Origin of the sequence: Streptomyces sp. SID14478 (genome assembly GCF_010548525.1) — a bacterium.
Taxonomy (GTDB): domain Bacteria; phylum Actinomycetota; class Actinomycetes; order Streptomycetales; family Streptomycetaceae; genus Streptomyces.
The window spans coordinates 1-3,192 of sequence record NZ_JAAGMG010001473.1; the positions used below are offsets into that span (position 1 = coordinate 1).

Annotated in this window: 4 protein-coding genes; all 4 read right to left on the reverse strand. The window is 72.3% G+C overall.

Annotated features, from left to right (window positions below):
• A partial coding sequence (locus tag G3I40_RS46090; protein WP_343245230.1) for a polyketide synthase occupies positions 1-815 on the reverse strand: 815 nt, incomplete at its 3' end.
• Positions 816-845: 30 nt separating this feature from the next.
• Positions 846-1,121, reverse strand: coding sequence for an acyl carrier protein (locus tag G3I40_RS46095; RefSeq protein WP_164560748.1), 276 nt, complete (start codon positions 1,119-1,121; stop codon positions 846-848).
• Positions 1,122-1,262: 141 nt separating this feature from the next.
• Positions 1,263-2,225 (reverse strand): aromatase/cyclase, encoded by a 963-nt coding sequence (locus G3I40_RS46100; RefSeq protein ID WP_164560749.1) that lies wholly within the window; start codon positions 2,223-2,225, stop codon positions 1,263-1,265.
• A gap of 57 nt (positions 2,226-2,282) precedes the next feature.
• A complete protein-coding gene (fabG, locus tag G3I40_RS46105; protein ID WP_164560750.1) occupies positions 2,283-3,065 on the reverse strand; it encodes a 3-oxoacyl-ACP reductase FabG in 783 nt (260 codons plus the stop codon).
• Between the last annotated feature and the right edge of the window lie 127 nt (positions 3,066-3,192).

The window sequence follows — 3,192 nt, forward strand, 5'->3', positions numbered from 1 at the left end:
GGGCCGCTGACGCCTGCACGGCGGGCGCCGCCCGGCCACGGAGTGCGTTCGGCGGGCCCGGGCAGGCCCGCGGGGAGTTCGCCGTGGTGCAGGGCGAGCGCGCTCTTCATCAGGCCCATGACGCCCGCGGCCCCGTCCTCGCCGACGCGGGTCCGTACGCACGAGTCGTGCCCGGGGTCGGCCCCGCCGTCGGTGACGGCGACGTCGCGGATCACGGCGTAGACCCGGTCGCCTGCGGCGAGTGCGTCGGACAGGCGCCGCAGGACCAGGGCGCCCGAGCCCTCCCCGCGTACGTGCCGGGTGATGTGCGGGCTGAGCAGCAGGTGGACGCCGCCCACGAGGGCCAGGTCCACCTCCCCCTCGCGCAGACTGCGTACGGCGAGGCGTGCGGCGGTGAGCGAGGATGCGCAGGCCGTGGCGACGGCGAGGGTGCGGGCGATGCGGTCGGGAACGGCCTGCGCCCTGGTGCCCATGAACACGCCGGTGCGGCCGTGCACGAGGTCGTCGTGGACGATCCGGGCGTCGTCGAGTGCGGCCCAGGCGGTCTCCAGGGCGATGCGCTGCCCGGGGTCCAGGTGCCGGGCCTCGGCGGCCGGGATGCGGAACAGGTCCGCGTCGAACCCGGCGACGTCGTCGAGGAGCCCGTCCGTGCCGGCGCCGTCGAGCAGCGCCTGCCACAGGGCTTCGGGAGTGTCGATGCCGCCCGGCAACCGGCAGCCCATGCCGACGATCGCGACCGGTTCCGCCTCCCGCTCGTGCCCGGGGTCGGGCTTCGCGGCGGGCGTGGGGTACTTCCATACGGACGAGGGGGGCACGGGCCGCTCCAGCCATGAGGACATCTGCGCCTACCGCGCGAGGGAGGTGGAGAGCTTGCGCGCGACGAAGGCGTCGAGGGCACTGATCGAGCGGAAGTACTCGAGCTCCAGGTCGTCGTTGTCGACGGTGACGCCGAATTCCTGCTCGATGAAGGAGACGAGCTGCATCGCGAACATCGAGCTGACGAAGCCGAGTTCGAAGATGTCGGCTTCGTCGTCGAGGTCGTGCACCGGGAAGAAGCGGGAGAGGTACTGCGCGATCCGGTCCCGAGGTCCGGTGGTGTCCGCGTCCGTGTCCGTGCTCATGTCTGGTGCCGTCCTTCCGCCCGTGTCGTCGTCCGTGACCAGGCCGGTGCGCCGCCCGGCGTCACCAGCCTGGTCGCGACGGCTCGAGCGGGACCGGAGCGCGGTCGAGGCGCGGTCCGGGAACGGTCGAGGCGCGGGGTGTCACAACATCCGGACCGCCGTCTCCGCGTGCTCCCTGGCCAGGTCGAGGGTGGTGGAGGAGTTCTGGCCGAGCGCCCGGCGTACGTACCGGCGGGCCGTCGTCAGGTCGGCCGCCGGACCGAGGACCCGCGTCACCGCCTCCTCGCGCAGCACGACACTGTGCTGCGAGACGACGGTCACGCCCGTCTCGTCGGGCACGACCGACCACTCCCCGGTGTGCGCCTCCATCAGGGCGGGCGTGGCCGTCTGCTTGTAGACGATGCGTCCGGCGTGCGGGAAGCAGACCCGCACCGACTCGGTGGTGTGCGTACTGCCGTCGGCGGTCAGCGTGTCCATGGACATGAGCTGGACGCCGGGGCTGTCCTCGGTCAGGTCCACGCGCGAGACGTGCGGGATCAGGTCGGGCCAGTCGCCCACGCGGTACAGGAAGTCGTAGACCAGCTCGGCGGGTCCCTTGACCCGTACGGAGTCCTCGAAGGACAGGACGAGCTCGTCCAGGCGCGTCCAGCGCTCGGCGAGCCGCTTGATGTTGGCCAGCTCGGCGCGGGAGTTGGTGTCGCAGGCGCTCTCCACCCAGGCCACGTCCTCGGGACGGCCGCCGACGACCGTGAAGTCGTGCAGCAGCGTCAGCAGGCTGGTGCCGCCGGGCCTCTCCTCGACGACCCAGGTGCCGTGCATGGTCTCGACGGGGGCCTGCGGCAGGGTCTGGTGGAACTCGATGCGCCGTTCCTGGGGGTCCTGCACCCGCTGGGAGATCCACGAGCGGACCTCGCCGTTGGCGGTGGCCCACATCCGCAGCCGTTCGTTCGTCCCGTCGAACTCCAGCCGCTCCACGTACACGTTCGGCGGGAAGTACAGCGGCCACTGCACCGCGTCCGAGATCAGTCCGTAGACGACCCCGGCCGCCGCGTCCACCTCGACGGAGTGCACCGTGCGGTGCACCCGCCCACTCAACGACACCACGTTCACGTCTTCCTCTTCTCCTCGACGTCCCGGACGCCTCGACGTCCCGGGCGAATGTCAGTAATTGCCCAGGCCACCGCAGACGTTGAGCGCCTGCGCGGTGATCGAGGCGGCGGGTTCGGAGGCCAGGTAGGCGACCAGGGCGGCCACCTCCTGGGGCGTGGAGTAGCGGCCGAGCGGGATCTTCGCCTCGAACTGCGTCTGCACCTCCTCCTCGGTGGTGTCCCAGGCGGCGGCGTACCCCTGCCGCACGCGCTGGGCCATGGGGGTCTCCACGTAGCCGGGGCAGACCGCGTTGACGGTGACGCCGTGGGGGGCGAGCTCCCGGCCGAGCGCCTTGGTGAAGCCGACGACGCCGTGCTTGGAGGCGCTGTAGGGGGCGCCGAGCAGGACGCCCTGCTTGCCCGCGGTGGAGGCGATGTTGATGATCCGCCCGTACGCGGCGTCGGCGAGGCCGCCGTTCTTGATCACCTCGCGCGTCACCAGGAACACGCTGTTGAGGTTGGTGTCGATGACGTCGTACCAGAGGTCGTCGCTGAGGTCGGCGGTGACGCCGCCGCCGCTGCGTCCGGCGTTGTTGACGAGCACGTTGATCGGCCCGTACGTCTCCACGGCCGCGGCCACGAGCGCGACCACCGACTCGCGCGAGCGCACGTCGGCGGCCTGCCCCTCGACGTCGAGGCCCTCCGCGCGCAGGTCCTGCACGGTCTGCTTCACGTCCTGTTCGGTACGGGCGCACAGGAAGACGCGGTGCCCGGTGCGGGCCAGCTGCCGCACCGACTCCAGGCCGATGCCGCTCGTGGCTCCGGTCACCAGGGCGACGGGGTGGTTGTCGGGCATGTCAGTGCTCCTCGGTCGAGAGGTCGTGGGTGGCGGCGCGCAGGGCGAGACCCGGCTCGCGCCGCGCCTCGTCGGCGAGCGGGACGGGGGGCACCAGCGGGGCCAGGGCCCGGCGCAGGGCCGGCCG

Bases quoted from the DNA above. Each gene is read 5' to 3' on its own strand.
- fabG (WP_164560750.1), bottom strand. From the start codon at position 3,065: ATGCCCGACAACCACCCCGTCGCCCTGGTGACCGGAGCCACGAGCGGC.
- G3I40_RS46095 (WP_164560748.1), bottom strand. From the start codon at position 1,121: ATGAGCACGGACACGGACGCGGACACCACCGGACCTCGGGACCGGATC.